This window comes from Ruegeria sp. HU-ET01832, assembly GCF_040371315.1.
GTDB classification, from domain to species: domain Bacteria; phylum Pseudomonadota; class Alphaproteobacteria; order Rhodobacterales; family Rhodobacteraceae; genus Ruegeria; species Ruegeria lacuscaerulensis_A.
Map to the genome: position 1 here is coordinate 172,477 of NZ_BAABWL010000003.1, position 17,440 is coordinate 189,916.

General features: G+C 59.1%; 18 protein-coding genes. 12 read left to right on the forward strand and 6 right to left on the reverse strand.

The features are described 5' to 3' along the window. Positions 1-37 precede the first annotated feature (37 nt). From ABWV79_RS10755 to pobA, 6 genes are read right to left on the reverse strand one after another with little or no spacing between them, the layout of a single operon-like run. Positions 38-1,099 (reverse strand): 3-carboxy-cis,cis-muconate cycloisomerase, encoded by a 1,062-nt coding sequence (locus ABWV79_RS10755; RefSeq protein ID WP_353391868.1) that lies wholly within the window; start codon positions 1,097-1,099, stop codon positions 38-40. 36 nt (positions 1,100-1,135) lie between these two features. Further along, entirely contained in the window at positions 1,136-1,987 is an 852-nt protein-coding gene (locus tag ABWV79_RS10760; RefSeq protein ID WP_353391869.1) for a 3-oxoadipate:acetyl-CoA acetyltransferase, read from the reverse strand. Continuing rightward, a complete protein-coding gene (gene pcaG, locus ABWV79_RS10765; RefSeq protein WP_353391870.1) occupies positions 1,980-2,579 on the reverse strand; it encodes a protocatechuate 3,4-dioxygenase subunit alpha in 600 nt (199 codons plus the stop codon). The genes ABWV79_RS10760 and pcaG overlap by 8 nt, the downstream gene beginning before the upstream one ends. Before the next feature lie 2 nt (positions 2,580-2,581). Beyond that, positions 2,582-3,298 (reverse strand): protocatechuate 3,4-dioxygenase subunit beta, encoded by a 717-nt coding sequence (gene pcaH / locus ABWV79_RS10770; protein ID WP_353391871.1) that lies wholly within the window; start codon positions 3,296-3,298, stop codon positions 2,582-2,584. Then, positions 3,295-3,699: a 4-carboxymuconolactone decarboxylase gene (gene pcaC, locus ABWV79_RS10775; protein ID WP_170771687.1), complete on the reverse strand. Its 405-nt coding sequence runs from the start codon at positions 3,697-3,699 to the stop codon at positions 3,295-3,297. The genes pcaH and pcaC overlap by 4 nt, the downstream gene beginning before the upstream one ends. Before the next feature lie 2 nt (positions 3,700-3,701). After that, the gene (pobA, locus tag ABWV79_RS10780) at positions 3,702-4,871 is read right to left on the reverse strand and encodes a 4-hydroxybenzoate 3-monooxygenase (protein WP_353391872.1); all 1,170 of its coding nucleotides are present in this window, start codon (positions 4,869-4,871) and stop codon (positions 3,702-3,704) included. Between the two features lie 249 nt (positions 4,872-5,120). Between pobA and ABWV79_RS10785 the strand changes: the two genes are divergently transcribed. From ABWV79_RS10785 to ABWV79_RS10840, 12 genes are all read left to right on the forward strand, one after another. Continuing rightward, entirely contained in the window at positions 5,121-6,149 is a 1,029-nt protein-coding gene (locus ABWV79_RS10785) for a TRAP transporter substrate-binding protein (RefSeq protein WP_170355237.1), read from the forward strand. A gap of 82 nt (positions 6,150-6,231) precedes the next feature. Continuing rightward, on the forward strand, positions 6,232-6,792 hold the full coding sequence (locus ABWV79_RS10790) for a TRAP transporter small permease (protein WP_353391873.1): 561 nt from the start codon (positions 6,232-6,234) through the stop codon (positions 6,790-6,792). Further along, positions 6,789-8,285, forward strand: coding sequence for a TRAP transporter large permease (locus ABWV79_RS10795; protein ID WP_353391874.1), 1,497 nt, complete (start codon positions 6,789-6,791; stop codon positions 8,283-8,285). The genes ABWV79_RS10790 and ABWV79_RS10795 overlap by 4 nt, the downstream gene beginning before the upstream one ends. A 229-nt stretch (positions 8,286-8,514) precedes the next feature. Beyond that, on the forward strand, positions 8,515-10,053 hold the full coding sequence (locus ABWV79_RS10800) for a benzoate-CoA ligase family protein (RefSeq protein ID WP_353391875.1): 1,539 nt from the start codon (positions 8,515-8,517) through the stop codon (positions 10,051-10,053). Further along, a complete protein-coding gene (locus ABWV79_RS10805; protein ID WP_353391876.1) occupies positions 10,050-10,868 on the forward strand; it encodes an alpha/beta fold hydrolase in 819 nt (272 codons plus the stop codon). The genes ABWV79_RS10800 and ABWV79_RS10805 overlap by 4 nt, the downstream gene beginning before the upstream one ends. Further along, positions 10,865-11,308: a DUF309 domain-containing protein gene (locus tag ABWV79_RS10810; RefSeq protein WP_353391877.1), complete on the forward strand. Its 444-nt coding sequence runs from the start codon at positions 10,865-10,867 to the stop codon at positions 11,306-11,308. Before ABWV79_RS10805 ends, ABWV79_RS10810 begins: the two co-directional genes overlap by 4 nt. Before the next feature lie 89 nt (positions 11,309-11,397). Next, entirely contained in the window at positions 11,398-13,056 is a 1,659-nt protein-coding gene (boxC, locus tag ABWV79_RS10815) for a 2,3-epoxybenzoyl-CoA dihydrolase (RefSeq protein ID WP_353391878.1), read from the forward strand. A 33-nt stretch (positions 13,057-13,089) separates the two neighbouring features. After that, positions 13,090-14,541: a benzoyl-CoA 2,3-epoxidase subunit BoxB gene (gene boxB, locus ABWV79_RS10820; protein WP_170355230.1), complete on the forward strand. Its 1,452-nt coding sequence runs from the start codon at positions 13,090-13,092 to the stop codon at positions 14,539-14,541. A gap of 80 nt (positions 14,542-14,621) precedes the next feature. After that, entirely contained in the window at positions 14,622-14,789 is a 168-nt protein-coding gene (locus ABWV79_RS10825) for a hypothetical protein (protein WP_353391879.1), read from the forward strand. Next, positions 14,786-15,976 carry a benzoyl-CoA 2,3-epoxidase subunit BoxA gene (gene boxA / locus ABWV79_RS10830; RefSeq protein ID WP_353391880.1) on the forward strand — a complete coding sequence of 397 codons (1,191 nt, stop codon included), beginning with the start codon at positions 14,786-14,788 and terminating at the stop codon, positions 15,974-15,976. Before ABWV79_RS10825 ends, boxA begins: the two co-directional genes overlap by 4 nt. Continuing rightward, positions 15,976-16,422 (forward strand): acyl-CoA thioesterase, encoded by a 447-nt coding sequence (locus ABWV79_RS10835; protein ID WP_353391882.1) that lies wholly within the window; start codon positions 15,976-15,978, stop codon positions 16,420-16,422. The genes boxA and ABWV79_RS10835 overlap by 1 nt, the downstream gene beginning before the upstream one ends. Positions 16,423-16,486: 64 nt before the next feature. Further along, entirely contained in the window at positions 16,487-17,407 is a 921-nt protein-coding gene (locus tag ABWV79_RS10840) for a helix-turn-helix transcriptional regulator (protein ID WP_353391883.1), read from the forward strand. The last annotated feature ends 33 nt before the right edge of the window (positions 17,408-17,440 follow it).

Sequence of the window (17,440 nt, forward strand, 5' to 3'; positions counted from 1 at the left end):
AAGCGGTGCAGGGATCAAGTCAACAAGCAGAGCGGCGTCAGGCGGGCGCGACACCAATAGAAACGATCTGAGAGCACAGTGTGCTCGCCGCAGTGAGTGACCGAGCCGTGGTCTGCGCCATAGTCGGTAAGATCATCCATTCCAACGCCCAAGCGCTGCCGGATCTTTCCTGTTCATGCACCAATGCGTGATGCATTCCCGATATCTGTGTTGCGTTGAACCGAGCCAGGGTTACCAGCAGTTCGGCCAGTATAGGGTTCTGTTTGTGAGGCATGGCCGAAGATGTCCCGCCACCGGACAGCGTGATCTCGTCCACGCCCTGTTGGGCCATCAAGCAAATATCCTGCCCGATTTTCCCAAGCGAGCCTGATATCCGCGACAACAGATTGGCATAATCAACCAAACCGTTGCGGTCGGTCTGCCAACCATGATCCACGTCATGCAACCCCAAAGAGGTGGCAATATGGGCCGCCAAATCCCGCTGCGCGGTCCCAATCGTCTGGCCATCGCCAACAGGGCCGCCTAGCTGAACGCGCTCGATCTTAGGGCGAATGTCTTCGATAGTCTGATGAAAGGCATGTAAAGGGCTGCGCCAGGTTCCGATCCGGTGGCCGACGGTGACGGGCAGGGCGGCTTGCATCCGCGTGCGCCCCATGATTTTGCATTCACCAAACTGTTTACTCAGGTCGCACAACATGTCCGACAGTTGCGACAGGCGTATTTGCAGCAGGTTGCTGGTCTCGCGCAGCGTCATGGCCAGCGCGGTGTCCATTACGTCTTGGGATGTTGTTCCGGTGTGAATGGCCGGGGCCAGTGGTCCTGCATCCGATCTAAGGGCCTGAACCAGAGCTGGTACAGGCAGCCCATCCGCCATGGCGCCCGCGCGCAAGGTATCCATTCCGGGCACGGCTTGTTCAATCCATGCGGCAGCAGCGTCCGCTTGGTCGGCGGGGATTTTGCCGGTTGCGCCCAAGCCGCGCGAATAGGCGGCCTCGAAGGCCAACATGTGGGCGAGCGACCGCTCCGCCGACCAGATGTCCTGCACCTCGGCGTCGCCGAACAGGCCGGAAAACCAGGGGTGCGAGAACAGATCGGTCATCGTCGTTGTCCTTATCTTGGGTCGTCCGGCCTGGCGTCAGGCCGCAGCCGGGCGCAGGCCCAGAATGGCGCGCGCCTGGTCTACATTTGCAACTGGGCGGTCATGGGCGTGGCACAGATCGACAGCCCTCTGCACCAGCGCTGCATTGGATGGGGCCAGTGTTTCGCGATCCAGACGCACGTTGTCCTCTAGCCCTGTGCGCACATGCCCGCCCGCCGCGATGGACCATTCGTTCAGCTTGATCTGCCCAGCCCCGATCCCGGCGGCGCACCATGGGACGTCTCCGAGCAGGCGGTGCACGGTTTTGACGTAGAAATCGAATACATCTCGATCCACGGGCATGGCATTACGGACCCCCATGACAAATTGGACATAGGGTGTATCGGGCAATTGCCCTTCGCGGTGCATCCGGGCCGCTTGCAGGATATGCGACAGGTCAAAGGCCTCGATCTCGGGTTTAACGCCGTATGCTACCATCTCGCTGGCCAGCCAGTTCACCAGATCGGGTGGATTTTCATAAACACGCGTCGGAAAGTTGTTCGACCCCACCGAAAGCGAGGCCATGTCCGGGGACAGCGGCAACATACCCCCACGCGCCTTGCCCGCACCCGAACGACCTCCGGTGGAGAGCTGCACTATCATGCCGGGGCAATGCGTTTCGATCCCGTCCTTCAGCGCCGCAAACAGGTCGGGGTCCGAGGTGGGTTTGCCCTCGGCGTCGCGCACATGGCAATGAGCGATAGAGGCTCCAGCCTCGAACGCTTCGTGCGTGCTTTCGATCTGCTCCGGCACGCTGATGGGAACGGCCGGGTTATCGGCTTTGGTCGGCACCGATCCGGTGATCGCCACACAGATGATGCAGGGGGTTTGTGAGACAGGATCAGACATCGAAAAACACCGTTTCTGAGGGGCCTTGTAATTGAATATCGAACCGGTAGCCGCCTTCCACCTGTTCCGCGATAAGAGTTTGCCTGCGCGCGGGCTGTTCAATCAGGTTCAACACCGGATCCGACGCATTTGCCGCCATTTCATCGGGGAAATAAAGCCGGGTGTTGAGGCCTAGATTGATCCCACGAGCAACGAGCCACAAGTTAATATGCGGGGCCATCACCGCGCCGGATTGGTCTGTCACGGTGCCCGGTTTGATTGTGTCGAACGCCCATTCACCCGTGTCGAAATCCGGAATCACACGGCCCCAGCCACGAAAGCCCGGATCAACAGAGCCCTGATCGGGATAAACGCCATTTGCGTCCGCCTGCCATGTTTCGATCAGTACATCCTTGACCGGCGCGCCGGTTCCGTCGCGTACCACACCGCGCACAGTGATCTTCGTCCCTGACGCGTCTGGCCCCGCGATGTCACGGCCTAACTCGTGCCGGTAGATATCGAACCCGGCGTCTCCGGGGGCCAGCCCGATATGCACATAGGGCCCGGCGGTCTGTGAGGGTGTTTCCTTGAGATAGTTCAGCTTTTGCACCATGGTCAGTTCCCCTCGGGCCGGTTTTCGAAATAGGTCGACCGCAGCCCGCGCAGCACGATGTCGAATTTATAGGCAAGACAGTCGAAGGGAACGGAGGCGTTGATATCCAGCACGGCCACCAGTTGGTCAACAGCGCGCGGGTCGGGGATCGTGTTGATGATCGGGCATTTGGCAATCAGCGGGTCGCCTTCAAAGTAAAGCTGCGTGATCAGGCGCTGCGCAAAGCTGGTTCCGAAGACTGACACGTGAATATGTGCAGGCCGCCAACTGCTGACCCAGTTGCGCCAAGGATAAGCGCCGGGTTTGACGGTGCGAAACTGGTAGTAACCCTGATCATCGGTCAGCGTTCGCCCGCAGCCGCCGAAATTCGGGTCGATAGCGGCCAGATAGGTGTCTTTCTTGTGGCGATACCGCCCTCCGGCATTGGCTTGCCATATCTCGACCAGAGTATTGGGCACCGGGCGGGCGTTTTCATCCAGCACCCGTCCGTGCAGCAGGATACGTTCACCCACCGGATCGCCGGTTGTAGCGAAATTGCGCAGCAGGTCATTGTCCAGCGGGTCGATGTCACTATGGCCAAAGGTCGGGCCGGACAGCTCGCTTGTGGTTCCTTCCAGCGACAAAAGCGGCTGTGTCGGAGACCGCGTCACGCTGGTCTTGTAGTTGGGGTCCAAGGCTTGCGGATGCCAGGCCCTGTCGCGTGGGAAAAGCTGGGTCATTCCGCCATGTCCTCCATCTCGGAAAAGGTTTGTTTGGCAAGGGCAATGGCCCGATTGGCGCAGGGAACGCCGGCATAGACGGCGGCGTGCAGGAAAGCCTGAAGGATATCGTCTTTCGAGGCCCCGGTATTGGCGCAGGCGCGCACATGCATGGGGATCTCGTCAAAGTTCCGCGTCGCGGCCAGCAGTGCCAGCGTAATCATAGACCGCTCGCGCGGGGTGATCGTGTCATCCGCCCACAGCGTGCCCCACGCGGTCTCGGTAATCATGTCCTGAAACGGCGCGTCGAAGGCGGTTTTGCGCGCCTCGGCGCGATCTACATGGGCGTCGCCCAGAACTTTGCGGCGCACGGACATGCCGGTTGCATGGCGATCCATCACGTTCCCCTTTTCGTCGGTCATCTTCAATACGGCAGCCCCACATAGTTCTCGGCCATCGCGTTTTGCGCGGCTTCGTTGGTGCGCAGAAAGTCAATTTCGGCCCGTTGCATCTTGAGGTCAAATTCGGACTGGTCGGGAAAGCGGTGGAGCAGCGTTGAAAACCACCAGCTGAACCGCTCGGCCTTCCAAACCCGCGCCAGAGCGTTTTGCGAATACGTGTCGATCCCGGCCTCAGACCCGTCTTGGTAATAGCCCTTCAAACCTTGAAACAGGTAGTGCACGTCCGAGGCCGCCGTATTCAGCCCCTTGGCCCCGGTTGGGGGCACGATATGCGCGGCATCCCCGCACAGAAACAGCCGCCCCCACTGCATCGGCTCGGTCACGAAGGAACGCAGTGGCGCGATCGATTTTTCGATCGACGGGCCAGTCACTAGGCGATCGGAAAATTCCTTTGGAATGCGGCGTTTCAGCTCGGCCCAAAAGGCGGCATCGGTCCAGTCTTCGGGGTGATCGGACAGAGAACACTGGATGTAATAGCGACTCAGCGCCTCGTTGCGCATAGAGCACAGCGCAAAGCCGCGATGGGACGAGGCATAGATCAATTCGTGATGCACAGGCGGGGTTTCGGACAGAATGCCCAGCCAGCCAAAAGGATAGATCTTTTCGTATTCGCGCCGGACCGACAGCGGGATGGTTTGTCGGCTGACCCCGTGAAATCCGTCGCAGCCCGCGACGAAATCCGCATCGATACGCTGATCTTGCCCATCGGTGGTGAAGGTCACATAGGGAGTGTCGGTTTCAGCGTCATGAATGGTGACGTTTTCGGTGTTGAAGATCATCGCGCCACCTGCGGCCTCGCGCGCGTCATAGAGGTCGCGGGTCACTTCGGTCTGGCCGTAAACCAGAACCGGGGTGCCGGTATGGTGCTGGAAGTCGACCCGGAAGTAGTCGTCTTCGACCGCGATCAACGTGCCGCTATGTTCAATTGCCTCAGCGTGCAGGCGCGCGCTGACGCCTGCCTGATCCATCAGGTCGACAAAACCCTGCTCCAGCACGCCGGCGCGGATGCGGCCCAACACATAGTCCTTCGTCCGACGCTCCAGAACAATGCTGTCGATTCCCTGCGTTGCCAGAAGCTGTGACAACAGCAAACCCGACGGCCCACCGCCGATCACAAGAACTTGCGTCCGCATCTTATCCTCCTGTCCCCGCTATGCAGGATTGCATTGTGCAAGAGGTTTCGCAACGCACGGATGCGGCCATACCGTTGCGATAAAAGCATAAGGGGGCCATACATGATCCCATGCGATGAGTGGATACCGGCCCGTATCGGACCTAGGACGCTGGACTGATGATAAGCGGGTTTGCAAAAAAAGTTGCGATATTATGCATGTTATGCATTAAATTGCATCGCGACGCATCGCGCAGAGGAGGAGGAACCAATGAAGATCAAACGCACGCTGATCGGGGCGTTAGGGGCTTTGGCCCTAAGCATGGGGACGGCGGCAACGGCTGCCGAATATGAATTCAACCTGCAAAGCTTCTTACCTGCGCAGGCGACGATCCCATCGAAAATCATCGACGTCTGGGCCGACAAGATCGAAGAGGATTCGGGCGGACGTATCGAAATCACTCGCTATCCTTCGATGCAACTGGGCGGCAAGCCACCGGAATTGCTGGATCAGGTGATCGACGGCGTGATCGACATGACCTGGAACGTCATCGGCTATACGCCGGGCCGCTTCCCGTCGACCGAAGTGTTCGAACTGCCCTTCCTGGTGAATGACGCCAAGCCCGCTTCGGCCGCGTTCTGGACCTTGCTGGAAGAAGACATCGCCGCGCGTGAATTCTCGGACGTGAAGGTTCTGGGTGGCTGGGTCCACGGCCCCGGCATGATCCACGCCAACAAAGAGGTTCTGACGCCAGACGATTTCAACGGCATGAAAATCCGTGGCGCCTCGCGTCAGGTCAACGCCCTGCTCAGCACGTTGGGCGCGACCCCGGTGGGTATGCCCGTGCCCGCGGTGCCCGAGGCGCTGTCCAAGGGTGTGATCGACGGCACGACGATTCCGTGGGAAGTGACCAAGGCGCTGAAAGTGCCGGAACTGGTGGAGAATCACACCGAATTCACTGGGCCGATGATGTATACCGTTACCTTCGTTCTTGCCATGAACAAGGACAAGTACGCCGCGCTGCCGGATGACCTGAAAGCCGTCATCGACGACAATTCGGGTCTGGAGTTCTCCATGTTCGCAGGCGAAGTCCAGCAGGCCTATGACGAGCCCGCACGTGAAATCGCGCTGGATCGCGGGAACAACGTGGTGACACTGGACGCCGAACAATCTGCCGCCTGGGCCGAGGCCGCACAGCCTGTCTATGACACCTGGCTGTCCGAGATGAACGAAAAGGGCATTGACGGTCAGGCCCTGATCGATCGAGCCAAAGCGCTGATGAACGAGTACGGCAGCTAAGCCGGACTTTTCGCGCGGCGTAATCCGAACGCCGCGCGGCATTTAGACCAAAATCTGCATCGGCACCGTTGGTGGAGGGGACATGCACCAAACGATAGAAAAGCTGGCGCGCGGCATGGCATTGCTGGGCGGTGCTGTTCTGACGGCTTTGATCCTGTTGATCTGTATTTCGGTTCTGGGCCGGTCCCTCAATACACTGCTGCATGGTTGGATCGGGCAGGTTGCGCCGGGTTTTTCCGAATGGGCGCTTGGGTTGGGTGTCGGGCCGATCAATGGCGATTTCGAGATTGTCGAAGCGGGTGTGGCCTTTGCTATCTTTGCTTTTCTGCCGCTCTGCCAGCTGAATTCGGGTCATGCGGTCGTGGATATTTTCACCTCGAAACTATCGCCTCGGGTTGACCGTATCTTGCGGATGTTGGCCGAGGTGGTCTTTGCCGCCGTTTTGGTGCTGATCGCAGTACAGTTGTTCGGGGGCATGATGGCGAAGCTGCGGTTTGGTGAGAATACGTTTATCCTGCAATTCCCCGTCTGGTGGGGTTATGCCGCCAGCTTGTGCGCGGCCGTCGTGGCGGCGGTCGTCGGTCTTTATATGGCGGGCATCCGCATCCGCGAATGCGCGACAGGAAAGGAAATCCTGCCGTGAGCGATCTCGCCATTGGGTTGCTGTCCTTTCCCGCTCTGCTTTTGTTGATTTTCGCTCGCGTGCCGATCGGGTTGGCAATGTTCGTCACCGGTCTAGTCGGCATCGTGACTGTCACCGGAAACATGAACATCCCGCTGGGCCGGTTGAAATCCGAGACCTACACGACCTTCTCCAGCTATTCCCTGTCGATTGTGCCGATGTTCCTGCTGATGGGGTATTTTGCCACGCTGGGCGGGATGTCGACGGCTCTGTTCAAAGCGGCAGAGGGTTTTCTGGGCCATCGTAGGGGCGGTGTCGCCATGGCCGCGATCGGAGCTTGCGCTGGGTTCGGGGCGATCTGCGGGTCTTCGTTGGCCACGGCGGCCACAATGGGGCGCGTGGCACTGCCTGAGTTACGTCGGTATGGCTATGCCGGTGGCTTCTCGACCGCCACGTTGGCCGCGGGGGGGACGTTGGGCATTCTGATCCCGCCTTCAGTCGTGTTGGTGATCTACGCGATCCTGACCGAACAGAATATTGCCAAGCTGTTTCTCGCTGCATTCATTCCCGGCGTTCTGGCGGCTTTGGGTTATGTGATTGCCGTCTCGGTCTATGTGCGCCTTTACCCAGACAGCGCCGGAACCCGTCCTGCCGTGCCCTACCGTGAACGGTTTCGGCTGTTGCTGGACGTCTGGCCCGTGCTGGTTGTCTTTGGCGGCGTCGTCGGCGGCATTTATGCGGGGTGGTTCACGCCCACGGAAGGCGCTGCTGTGGGGGCGGCTGGAACTGGCTTGATCGCGCTTGCGAATGGGGGGCTGACATGGTCGACGCTAAAAGACAGCTTCACCACCACAGCCAAATCCACCGCGATGATCTTTTTCATCATTCTGGGCGCAGGGTTTTATAACGGGTTTCTGGCGCTGACGAATGTTCCGCAGGAACTGGCGAATTTCGTGTTGAGCCAAGGCTTCAGCCCCTGGGCAATTCTGGCGCTGATCCTTGTGTTTTATCTGGTTCTTGGTTGTGTGATGGACAGCCTCAGCATGATCCTGTTGACGATTCCCATCTTCTACCCGGTTATATCCGTGCTGGATTTCGGCTTGGTCGACCTGATCGCGATGCAACATGATGCAGCCCGTACTGCGCTTGCCGGAGCTGCTGACATCGCTCCTGAGATTCGTGCTGAAGTCGAAGCCCTGATCGCTTCGGGGGCCGAGATCAGTCGCGATTTGCAGAAAGAGATCGGTATCCGAGTCACACAAGGCATGGCCAACCGCATCGCCGAAGAGCGCACAGCCATTTGGTTCGGTATCCTTGTGTTGATCGTGGTTGAGGTCGGGTTGATTACGCCTCCAGTCGGGATGAATCTGTTTGTGATCAACACGATGGACCGTGAAACCCGTATGACCGAGACCTACAAGGCCGTGCTGTTCTTTGTCGGATCTGACATCCTGCGTGTTGTCCTTTTGGTGCTGTTCCCGGCGATCACCCTATTCCTGATCCCATTTGGCTGATCTGCGCCGATTTGTGCAAGAAAATGCACAAACGCAAAAAACACCGTTGCAAACATATCCGAGAAATGTGCATTATAACGCATATTTCAGGCGTCGGGGCGGAATTTTCCAAAAACCTCGATTCGAATGATCCCCGAACGAGGCGACCCCATTGGGGAAATGGGTCGCGTAGCAGGGTGATTGTTTTTCCGGCAAGCAGCCGCTGGCCTGTCGAGGGGAGGAGGAACCCGTGTCAGAAAACCAGAATGCAGCCCTTTGGTTTGTGGATCGTCACCTGCGCGAAGGGCGCGGCGACAAAGTGGCCTTTCACGAGGCCGACGGACAGCAACGCACGCTGACCTATCGCGCCCTGGCCGAGGAAAGCGCGCGGTTTGCGGGCGCGCTGGCGCGCCATGACGTGCGCCGGGAAGAGCGTGTTGCGATGGTCGTGCTGGACCAGATCGAATTTCCGATCCTGTTCTGGGGCGCGATAAAGGCCGGGGCCATTCCCGTGCCGATCAACACATTGCTATCCGCGCCGGTTTACGCCGCGACCCTGAATGATAGCCGCGCGACGGTTCTGATCGTATCGGCCGAGATGTGGGCCACGGTCGCACCTGCGATCCAAGGCAATACAAATCTGCGGCAGGTGATTGTCATAGGCGACGCGCCCGATGGCACCACCAGCCTTGAGGCGTTCATGGATGGGGCCACGCCAGTGGAAACCGTCACCTCGGACAGTGATGAGGCCGCGTTCTGGCTCTATTCCTCGGGCTCAACGGGTCTGCCGAAAGGTGTGCGCCATGTGCAGTCCAGCCTTCGGGCCACCGCCGATACATTCGGGGCGCAGGTGCTGGGTATCCGGGAAGAAGACGTGATGTTCTCGGTCGCCAAGCTGTTCTTTGCCTATGGGTTGGGCAATGGGCTGACCTTTCCGCTGTCGGTAGGGGCAACGACGATCCTGCTGGGTGGCCGCCCAACGCCGGACGTAGCGTTCCAGATCATTGCCGCGCACAAGCCGACGCTGTTTTGCGGCGTGCCCACCTTCTTTGCCGCGATGAACGCACGGTTCGAGGCGGGCGATCTGCAAAGTGAGCCCAATCTGCGCCTGTGCACCTCGGCTGGCGAGGCGCTACCGCGCGAGGTGGGTGAGGCATGGGAAAAGCACATGGGTGCGCAGATCGTGGATGGCGTGGGCTCGACCGAGATGCTACACATTTTCCTGTCGAACCGACCCGGAGACATTGTCTATGGAACCTCCGGCACGGCGGTGCCCGGCTATGACGTGCGTCTGGTCGACGAAGCCGATCACGAGGTTGGCGATGGCGAGGTGGGCGAGCTGCTAGTTCGTGGCCCATCCTCGGCCGAAAGCTATTGGAACCGGCGCGAGAAATCGCGCGCGACTTTCGAGGGGCAATGGACCCGGACCGGCGACAAATACGAGCGCACGGCCGAGGGTCGCTATATCTATTGCGGGCGCACGGATGACATGTTCAAAGTTTCCGGCATCTGGGTCAGTCCGTTCGAGATTGAACAGACGCTGATCGAACACCCCGCCATCCTTGAGGCCGCGATTGTGGCCCATGCCGACGAGCAAGGCTTGGACAAGCCCCGCGCCTTTGTCGTTCTGAAAGATGGTCAAAGCGTGGATGCGATTGGGGATCTGAAAGACTTTGTCCAAGACCGGATTGGCAAGTGGAAATATCCGCGCTGGGTCGAGGTGGTGGATGATCTGCCCAAAACCGCAACCGGCAAAATCCAACGTTTCAAACTGAGGGAAACCGCATGATCTGGCAGGATGGCGGCTCGGGCCGCATGGATGTGAACGGCACGGAATTGGAATACGGCACCTGGGGCCCTGCGTCACAGGATGCGCCAACCATCGTGATGCTGCACGAAGGGCTGGGTTGCGTCGCGATGTGGCGGGATTTCCCGGCTGAGGTGTCGGCTGCAACCGGCTTTGGCGTTCTGGCTTATTCCCGTGCTGGCTATGGCAGGTCTGATGCAGCTGAGTTGCCGCGTCCTCTGGACTACATGACCGTCGAAGCGCAGCAGGTTCTGGGTCCCCTTCTGGATCAGGCTGGCATTCAGCGAGCGGTTCTACTGGGCCATTCTGACGGTGCAACAATAGCGGCGATCTATGCAGGCTCGGTCTCGGACCAGCGGGTGCGGGGGCTGATCCTGATGGCGCCGCATTTCTTTACCGAAGAGATGGGGCTGGCCTCGATTGCCGCCGCACGGGAGGCGTTCGATACCGACGATCTGGCCGGGCGGTTGGCTGCGTATCACCGTGACCCCGCCGCGACCTTCAGTGGCTGGTGTGATGCGTGGCTGGACCCCGGTTTCCGCAACTGGAACGTGGCGGATGTCATCGACTACCTGCGCATTCCGACGCTTGCGATTCAGGGGCGTGATGATCAGTATGGCACACTGGCTCAGATTGCCGAGGTTGAAACCCGCAGCTATGCCCCGGTCGAAACAGCCATACTGGACAATTGTCGGCACGCCCCTCAGTTTGATCAACCCACAGCAACCCTGACAGCAATCGCAGAGTTCACCGCCCGGCTTGAGCGGTTGGAACACGCAATGCCCGAAATGGCATGACCGGCGACTTTTGGCCTCCGCACGCCTACGTACCGGGTCAGACAGCGCGTCACCCCGAAGGTCTGTTTGACCCGCTGAAAACCGGCCTGTCGGATGTTGCGCCGTCGGATCTGGTGGATACATCTGCCTGGACCAGCGGCTTGGCTTTTCTGAACGAAGGGTATTTTTGGGAGGCGCATGAGGTGCTCGAGGCCGTCTGGCTGGCCTGCCCGCCCAATTCGCCAGAACGTCTGATGGTGCAGGCGGTTATCCAATACGCAAACGCCTGTCTGAAAGGTCGGATGGGGCAGCCTCGCGCGATGGCGCGGCTAATGACCTTGTCCGACGATCTGGCTTGCGAGGCGGTGGACCGGGCAGGACGGGCTGTTCTGGGTTTGAATGGTGAAATGTGCAAAATAATACACAAAAAGCTAGAAATAGAGGGTGGGACTGGCAAATAATGTATCTAAAGTATGCGTTATTTTGCACTCATTCCTTTACTCGATACATGCAGCGCACTATTCTGCATGACTGAACGTAGGAGTTGCACATGACCAAGGTCATCAATTTTCAGACCGATCCATCGCAGTATCGCCATTGGCGGGTGGAATATGATGGGCCGGTTGCGAACCTGATTATGGATGTCGACGAAGATCAGGGGCTGTTCGAGGGGTATCAACTCAAGCTGAACTCTTACGATCTGGGCGTCGATATCGAACTGGCCGATATCGTGCAACGGATGCGCTTTGAACATCCCGAGGTGAAAGTGGTCGTCATGCAATCCGGTAAGGACCGGGTGTTCTGCGCGGGTGCAAATATCCGGATGCTCGGGGGGGCTGCCCACAGCCACAAGGTGAACTTCTGCAAATTCACCAATGAGACGCGCAACACCTACGAAGCCGCCGAAAAGGACAGCGGCCAGAAATATATTGCCGCCGTCAAAGGCGCCTGCGCCGGGGGTGGCTACGAGCTAGCGCTGGCCTGCAACCACATCATGCTGACCGATGACAGCACATCCTCGGTCGCGCTGCCCGAGGTGCCTCTGTTGGCGGTTCTACCCGGAACTGGTGGGCTGACGCGGGTGACGGATAAACGCAAGGTGCGGCGCGATCTGGCCGATGTGTTCTGCTCGACCGAAGAAGGGGTCAAAGGCAAGCGGGCGCTGGATTGGCGTCTGGTGGATGAGGTCGTGCCGAACTCCAAGTTCGACGCCACGGTGCAAGAACGTGCCCGCGAATTCGCCGCCGCGATGCCCAAGCCGGATGCCACTGGGGTTGCTTTGGGTCCGTTGGACAAGACGGTCGGCGAAGATGGCTCGGTCACGTATAGCCTGATTGAGGTGGCTGTTGATCGGGATGCCCGCAAGGCGACCGTGACGATCAGTGGCCCGGATGCCGACGCGCCGCAGGACATGGCCGCGTTCACGGCGCAAGGGGATCAGGCCTATCTGTTGCGGCTGGCACGCGAACTGGACGATGCCATCTTGCATCTGCGCCTGAACGAAATGGAGTTGGGCCTGCTGGTCTTCCGCACCCAAGGCGACCCCGAGCTGTTTCAGGCGCATGAGGCGCTGTTGCTGGCCAATCGCGATCACTGGTTGGCTAATGAGGTGCTGCAATATTGGAAGCGCCTACTGAAACGGATCGACGTCACTTCGCGGTCGATGTCCGCGCTGGTCGAACATGGCTCGTGCTTTACGGGTATTCTGGCCGAAATCCTGTGGGCGGTGGATCGTACGTATATGATGGAAGACGAGTTCGAAGGCGACAATCGTCCCTTGGCGACGGTCACTTTGACCGATGCCAATTTCGGACCTTTGCCTATGGGCAATGACCTGACCCGGCTTGAAACCCGGTTCTACGGTACGCCCAATGCGGCTGGCCAGATGGAAAACCATAAAAACACCGCACTGGATGCCGAAGCAGCCGACGAGCTGGGCCTTGTGACCATGATCTTGGATGACATCGACTGGGAAGACGAGATCCGCATCTTCGAGGAAGAGCGCGCCTCATTCAGCCCTGACGCGATGACCGGGATGGAGGCGAACCTGCGTTTCGCGGGCCCCGAAACCATGGAAACTCGCATCTTTGGCCGCCTGACCGCGTGGCAGAACTGGATTTTCAACCGTCCCAATGCGGTGGGTCCCGATGGCGCGTTGCAACGGTACGGCACCGGGTTGCGCGGCGAATATGACATGGAACGTGTGTGACAGGTTCCGCCCGAGCTTCATCAGGAGAAAGACATGCTAGACGTCATCAACGTAAGTTACGACACTCAGATCCCCAACAATGTCGGCCTGAGCCAGGACCGCAAGGTACTGAAAGCGCTTGAGAAATGGCATCCCGGCTATATCGACTGGTGGAACAAGCTGATCCCGCAGAATTTTCAGGACTCGATGGTCTACCTGCGCACCGCCGTCAGCGTTGACCCCAAAGGCTGGGCCAAGTTCGACTATGTGAAAATGCCGGAATACCGCTGGGGCGTTCTGCTGGCTCCGCAGGTCGAAGAGCGCATCATTCCAATGGGTGAGCATAAGGGTGAGAAAGCATGGCAGGAGGTGCCGGGCGAATACCGCAACATGCTAAAACGTCTGATTGTCATTCAGGGCGATACCGAGCCGGGCTCGGTCGAGCAGCAGCGGTTCTTGGGACTGACTGCGCCGTCGCTTTATGACATGCGCAACCTGTTTCAGGTCAACGTGGAAGAAGGCCGTCACCTGTGGGCGATGGTCTATCTGCTGCAGAAATATTTCGGCAAGGATGGCCGGGAAGAGGCGGATGACCTGCTGATCCGATCCTCGGGCTCCGAAGAAGCGCCGCGGATGCTGGGTGCCTTTAACGAAGAAACACCCGATTGGTTGTCCTTCTTCATGTTCACCTATTTCACCGACCGCGACGGCAAAATGCAGCTGGAAAGCCTTGCACAATCGGGGTTCGATCCGCTCAGCCGGACCTGCCGCTTTATGCTGACCGAAGAGGCCCACCATATGTTTGTGGGCGAAACCGGTGTCAGCCGTATCGTGCAACGCACCTGCGAGGCGATGAACGAGGCCGGTTTGACCGACCCCTATGATATCGGCAAGGTCCGCGATCTGGGCGTGATCGACCTGCCGACGATCCAGAAAAAGCTGAACCTGCACTATTCGCTGTCGCTGGACCTGTTCGGGCAGGAGGTCTCGACCAATGCCGCCAACGCCTTCAACGCGGGCATCAAGGGCCGGTATATGGAGAACCGTATCGACGACGACCACATGCTGCAAAGCGACACTTATGCAGTGAAATCCATTGTTGATGGGGCGATCGTGACGCAGGATGTACCTGCGCTGACCGCGATCAACATGCGGTTGCGCGACGACTATGTCCGAGATGCCTCGGGTGGTGTCGGGCGCTGGAACAAGATCATTCAGAAGGCCGGGATCGAATTCAACTTGGCCCTGCCAGACGAGGCGTTCCACCGCCAGATTGGCGTTTTTGCCGCGATCAAGGCCAATCCTGAAGGCGATATCATCTCTGAGGCGGAATGGGCCGCGAATGCCGACAAATGGCTGCCGTCCAAGGAAGATGGGGCCTATATCCAGTCGCTCATGGTGCCGTGCTATGAGCCCGGCAAATACGCAGGCTGGATCTCGGCTCCGAAGGTTGGGATCGATAACAAGCCCGGCGATTTCGAATATGTGAAACTGCACATGGCCTGATCTTGGGCCTATTTGACAGGGCAGTGGGGACCCCCTCTGCCCGCCGCATCTTGCCAGCCAACGCGGGAAGGATATGGATAATGCCAGCGGAACGCTCCGCACTCAGCGCAGACAAGGCCGAGGTACAGCCCAATCACTCGGTTATCCGGGGGCGTTGTCTTGGCTGTGACACCTGCACGGGCATCTGCGCAGCACTTATCGACGCCATGACCCTTCCCGCCCTTATCCAGCGACGGCATAAATCATGAACAAACCCATCAAACAGCACCTGATCGACCCGGAAATCTGTATCCGTTGTTACACGTGCGAGATGACCTGCCCCGAACAGGCCATCGAACATGACGACAACAACGTGGTTGTTAATGCTGATCTGTGCAACTTCTGCATGGATTGCATCCCGGTCTGTCCGACCGGATCAATCGACGAATGGCGCGTGGTGACCGAACCTTACAGCCTGGAACAGCAATATGAGTGGGAGGAGTTGCCGGAACAAGAGGATCTGGGCTCGGATGACGCCGACACCGGGATTGAGGCGCTGGATGATGCGATGGCCGCGTTGTTGGCCGATGCACACAAGGGTGCGGGGGGCAAGTCCAAGGCCCCGGCCACGGCATCGAAACCCACGATCAACCTGTACAATTTGGGCAAACCTGTTCAGGCCGTTGTGCAGGGTAATTACCGCCTGACCGAGGCGTCCTCGGACAGTGACGTGCGCCATATCATTCTGGATTTTCAGGGCCACCCGATGCCGGTTCTGGAAGGTCAGTCGATCGGGATCATCCCGCCCGGCACCACCGGCGAAGGGCAGCCGCACCTGCCACGGCTGTATTCCGTGTCCAGCCCGCGCGATGGCGAACGACCCGGTTTCAACAATGTCTCACTGACCGTCAAACGCGAAGAGGGCGGCCTTTGCTCGAACTATGTCTGTGATCTGAAAAAGGGTGATGCGGTCAATGTCACCGGCCCGTTCGGGTCGACCTTCCTGCTACCCGACGACCCGGATGCGCGTATCCTGATGATCTGCACCGGCACCGGCTCGGCCCCGATGCGCGCCTTTACCATGCGCCGTCAGCGCAAGGTGGGCACCATTCACGGTGGCATGACGATGTTCTTCGGAGCCAGAGCGCCCGACAGCCTGCCCTATTTCGGGCCTTTGCAGAAAGTGCCCAAGACGCTGTTGGATCAGCATCTGGTATTCAGCCGGCAAGAGGGTCAGGACAAGGAATATGTTCAGGACAGGATGCTGGCCAAACGGGACATCGTCGCCGATCTGCTGCAAGATCCCAACAGCTATGTCTATATCTGCGGCCTGCGGGATATGGAGGACGGGGTCGAGCAAGCTCTGACTGAAATCTCGGCGGGCGTTGGACAGGACTGGACCGCGCTGCGGGATCAGATGCGCGACGCTGGTCGGTACCACGTGGAGACCTATTGATGTCGGCCCGGCCAGCCTCGGCCTATCGACATGATATCCGGGTGACATGGGGCGATTGCGACCCGGCGCGCATCGCCTATACCGGGCGCCTGCCATGGTTCACGCTGGATGCGATCAACGCCTGGTGGGAAGAGCATCTGGGTCAGGGCTGGTATCAGCTGGAACTGGACCGCAATGTCGGCACGCCCTTCGTCCGGCTTGAAATGGATTTCAAAGCCCCGGTCACGCCCCGGCACACGCTGGCTTGTCACGTATGGCCCAGCCGGTTGGGCACATCCTCCATCACGTTTCGCGTCGATGGCGAACAAGATGGCCAACTGTGTTTTTCGGCCCAGACCGTCAGCGTCTTCATCGTGGCAAACGCGTTTGAAAAACGCCAACCGCCGCAGGATATCCAAGACCTGTTGGCTCCGTTTTTGCGTGACGCGGGGCAGACCGGGACATAACCGTTTTCCTTTTTGGTCCGGCGAACGTATTGTGCATTATTATACACATTCGGAATTGCGGAACATGGCGGAAATTACAACCTTCAGCGGGGTGTCGACCCAGATCGACACAGAATCCGAGATCGAACGCAGCATCTCGGCGCTGATGGTGCAGGTGGGCGAACGGGTCCGCAGCGCGCGTGAACGCAAGGGCATTTCTCGTCGGGTTCTGTCCGAAAGCTCGGGCGTGTCACAGCGCTATCTGGCGCAGCTTGAATCCGGGACGGGGAATATTTCGATCGGGTTGCTGCAACGGGTCGCGCATTCGTTGGATCACCGGATCGAGTGGTTTGTTGGCGCAGAAGATCCGTGGAATTCCACCAGCCTGCGCGTGGCCGAATTGTTCTCTGCCGCCGATAGCGAAACGCGTGATCAGGTGTTGCAGGCGCTCTCGCCGGGCAACGATCAGGGTGGACGGGCACAGCGCGTCTGTCTGATTGGCTTGCGCGGTGCGGGGAAATCGACGCTTGGTAAACTTGCGGCTGAACAACTGGATGCGCCGTTTTTGGAGCTGAACAAAGAAATCGCCCTGCATGGCGGAATGCCGATTGACGAGATCCTCGCCCTTTACGGTCAGGAAGGCTATCGCAAGCTTGAGGCCGGATCGCTGGACCGCGTGATCGAAAACTATGACCGCGTGATCCTGGCCGTGGCCGGCGGCATCGTGTCCGAGCCTGAAACCCTGAACAAGTTGCTGTCCAGTTTCCAAACGATCTGGCTGAAGGCCTCGCCGCAGGAGCATATGGACCGGGTGCGCGCGCAGGGTGATGAGCGGCCCATGGCGGGCAATGCCGACGCGATGGAGCAGCTGACCTCGATCCTGGCCAGCCGCGAGGTTCTTTATGCGCGGGCGCGGTTCATGCTGGACACGTCGGGGCGGGCGCTGGACCAGTCGCTGGATGAATTGGTGACGATGATCCGGACGCAAAAGCTGTTGGAAGCGTGACCTAGGTCTATATCCGTAAATAAGTGAACTATA

Bases quoted from the DNA above. Each gene is read 5' to 3' on its own strand.
- ABWV79_RS10755 (WP_353391868.1), bottom strand. From the start codon at position 1,099: ATGACCGATCTGTTCTCGCACCCCTGGTTTTCCGGCCTGTTCGGCGAC.
- ABWV79_RS10760 (WP_353391869.1), bottom strand. From the start codon at position 1,987: ATGTCTGATCCTGTCTCACAAACCCCCTGCATCATCTGTGTGGCGATC.
- pcaG (WP_353391870.1), bottom strand. From the start codon at position 2,579: ATGGTGCAAAAGCTGAACTATCTCAAGGAAACACCCTCACAGACCGCC.
- pcaH (WP_353391871.1), bottom strand. From the start codon at position 3,298: ATGACCCAGCTTTTCCCACGCGACAGGGCCTGGCATCCGCAAGCCTTG.
- pcaC (WP_170771687.1), bottom strand. From the start codon at position 3,699: ATGACCGACGAAAAGGGGAACGTGATGGATCGCCATGCAACCGGCATG.
- pobA (WP_353391872.1), bottom strand. From the start codon at position 4,871: ATGCGGACGCAAGTTCTTGTGATCGGCGGTGGGCCGTCGGGTTTGCTG.
- ABWV79_RS10785 (WP_170355237.1), top strand. From the start codon at position 5,121: ATGAAGATCAAACGCACGCTGATCGGGGCGTTAGGGGCTTTGGCCCTA.
- ABWV79_RS10790 (WP_353391873.1), top strand. From the start codon at position 6,232: ATGCACCAAACGATAGAAAAGCTGGCGCGCGGCATGGCATTGCTGGGC.
- ABWV79_RS10805 (WP_353391876.1), top strand. From the start codon at position 10,050: ATGATCTGGCAGGATGGCGGCTCGGGCCGCATGGATGTGAACGGCACG.
- ABWV79_RS10810 (WP_353391877.1), top strand. From the start codon at position 10,865: ATGACCGGCGACTTTTGGCCTCCGCACGCCTACGTACCGGGTCAGACA.
- boxC (WP_353391878.1), top strand. From the start codon at position 11,398: ATGACCAAGGTCATCAATTTTCAGACCGATCCATCGCAGTATCGCCAT.
- boxB (WP_170355230.1), top strand. From the start codon at position 13,090: ATGCTAGACGTCATCAACGTAAGTTACGACACTCAGATCCCCAACAAT.
- ABWV79_RS10825 (WP_353391879.1), top strand. From the start codon at position 14,622: ATGCCAGCGGAACGCTCCGCACTCAGCGCAGACAAGGCCGAGGTACAG.
- boxA (WP_353391880.1), top strand. From the start codon at position 14,786: ATGAACAAACCCATCAAACAGCACCTGATCGACCCGGAAATCTGTATC.
- ABWV79_RS10835 (WP_353391882.1), top strand. From the start codon at position 15,976: ATGTCGGCCCGGCCAGCCTCGGCCTATCGACATGATATCCGGGTGACA.
- ABWV79_RS10840 (WP_353391883.1), top strand. From the start codon at position 16,487: ATGGCGGAAATTACAACCTTCAGCGGGGTGTCGACCCAGATCGACACA.